This is a genomic window from Pseudomonas sp. K5002 (genome assembly GCF_013386655.1).
Classification (GTDB): domain Bacteria; phylum Pseudomonadota; class Gammaproteobacteria; order Pseudomonadales; family Pseudomonadaceae; genus Aquipseudomonas.
The window spans coordinates 590-3,192 of the sequence record NZ_JACARK010000835.1 but is presented as its reverse complement, the minus strand read 5'-3'; the positions used below and the strand labels follow the sequence as shown (position 1 = coordinate 3,192).

The window sequence follows — 2,603 nt, the reverse complement described above, 5'->3', positions numbered from 1 at the left end:
TTGTCGGCCCGTTGGGATGCCACACGGACTCATCAATGGCTCACCGAGTCCCACGCCGCCTACCGGACCCAACCGGAAGAGCTGTTGATCGCCGCCCTGGTCGCCACCCTGGCGCAAGCCGAACAGCGCCAGGACATCGTCGTCGACCTCGAGCGCCACGGCCGCGATGCCGGTTTTGAGGGCCTGGATGCCAGCCGCACCGTGGGCTGGTTCACCACCCTGTTCCCGCTGCGCGTCAACGCCCGTGGCGCCGCCGGCGACTGGGTGCGCCAGGCCAAGGAAGCCCTGCGCGGCGTTCCCGGCCAGGGCCTCGGGCACGGCTTGCTGCGCCTGCGCGGCGAGTTGCCAGCGGCCAGCGGTGATGTGCTGTTCAACTATTTGGGCCACGAGCAAACCTCGCCGGGCTGGTTGCGTGCCAGCTCGCTGGCGGCGCCGTCGGAGGTGGCTTTGGGTAACCGCGTCAGCCATGCCCGTGAAGTGGTGGCCTGGCTGGAGGACGGCGTGCTGCACCTGCATTGGCACAGCGTCAACCCGGACGCCGATCGCGACCTGCCTGCGCAACTGCTCAAGCACCTGCAGGCGCTGCTGGAACATTGCCTCGATCCGCAGGCCGGGGCACTGATGCCGTCTGACTTCCCGTTGGCCAAGGCGCTCAATCAGAAGTCCCTGGACGCGTTGCTAGGCAAGCTCAAGAGCAAACCGAATTCCTGAAAACGGCCCGTGGCTGGCCGTTTTCTCCAAGCATTTGAAATGGATCGCACAACCATGAACAACATCGAAGACATCTACTCCCTATCGCCGACCCAGCACGGTTTGCTGTTTCACAGCGTGGTCGAGCCAGAATCCCGGGTGTACTACCAGCAATTGAGCCTGGAGATGAACGGCCCGGTGCAATTGCCGGCGTTTCGCGCTGCCTGGCAAGCATTGATGCAACGCCACGCCGTGTTGCGCAGCGCGTTTCTATGGGAAGACCTCGACGATGCCTATCAGGTGGTGCAAACCGACGTCGGGTTGCCCCTGAGCGAGCTGGACTGGCAAGGCCACGCCGACCCGAAAACCGCGCTGCAGCAATTGGCCCTGGAACAACGCGCACAACCGCTGGAACTGAATGACTCGCCCCTGATGCGCCTGACCCTGGTGCGCCTGGAACCGCAGCGCTGGCACCTGATCTGGACCTTCCACCACATCATCATGGACGGCTGGAGCGTCGGCATTGCGATCCAGGAGTGGCTGGCGCTCTATTACGAACACGCCCATGGCCGCCCGGCCAACCTGGCGCCGACGCGCGCCTACCGCGACTACATCGCCTGGCTGGCAGAACAGGACATGGCTGCCACCGAAGGTTTCTGGCGTGACCAGTTGCAGGACGTCAGCGAACCGACGCCGCTGCCCGATTTCGGCTTGCGCCTGCTTCCCACGACCGACGCGCCATGCGCCGAACGGGAAAACCGCCTGAGTGTCGACGAAACCGAACAACTGGCGCAGTTCGCCCGTCGCCATCACTTGACGCTCAACACCCTGATCCAAGGCGCCTGGGCCCTGTTGCTCGGCCAACACGCAGGCCGCGATGACGTGATCTACGGCGTGACCGTGGCCGGGCGTCCGGCAGATTTGCGCGGCATCGAGCAGCAACAGGTCGGCCTGTTCATCAACACCCTCCCGGTGATCGGCGCACCGCGTCCCGATCAAAGCGTCGGCCAATGGTTGCAAACGGTGCAGGCGCAGAATCTCAGCCTGCGTGACTTCGAACACACGCCGCTGGCGGACATCCAACGTTGGGCCGGGCAGGGCGGTGAAGCGCTGTTCGACAATATCCTGGTGTTCGAAAACTATCCGGTAGCCCAGGCGCTGAGCCAGGCCGGGCAGGGGCTGGTGTTCGGCGATGTGGGCAACCTGGAGCAGACGCACTACGCGCTGAGCGTGGCGGTGACCCTCGGCCGGCAGCTGGCGTTGCATTACAGCTTCGACCGCGGCCAATTCGCGAGCGAGGTGGTCGAAGGCATCAGTGCGCATTTGCTGCAACTGCTTGAGCAGTTTGCCGAGTCGGCAGAACGCAACCTGGGTGAAATCGCCCTGGCAAGCCGCGACGAACAGGCCCGCCAGCAAGCGCAGAACCATCCACAGCCGTACCCGGTGGACATCGGCGTGCATCAGCGCATTGCCACCCTGGCGGCCGAGCGCCCGCAACGCACAGCGGTGATTTTCAACGATCGGCAGTTCAGCTACGGTGAAATCGACCAGCGCGCCAACCAACTGGCCCACGCGCTGATCGCCCGCGGCGTTGGCGCTGAAACCCGTGTGGGTGTGGCGTTGCCGCGCAGCGAGTCGGTAATTGTGGCGTTGCTGGCGGTGCTCAAGGCCGGCGGCGCTTATGTGCCGCTGGACACCCTCTACCCGCGCGAGCGCCTGGCCTACCTGATCGAGGATTCGGGGCTGGCGCTGCTGATCAGCGATTCGTCGGTGTCGGCGCAGCTGCCGGTTGCCGAATCGGTACCCTTGCTGGAGCTGGACCGTCTTGATCTGCGTGAGCAGTCGATCAAGGCACCCTCGGTGCAGCTCGACCCGCACAACCTTGCGTATGTGATCTACACCTCCGGCTCCAC

General features: G+C 64.7%; 1 pseudogene. It reads left to right on the top strand.

Annotation, left to right across the window (positions count from 1 at the left end):
• Positions 1-2,603, top strand: a pseudogene (locus HX846_RS29510) (condensation domain-containing protein); the annotation flags it as partial.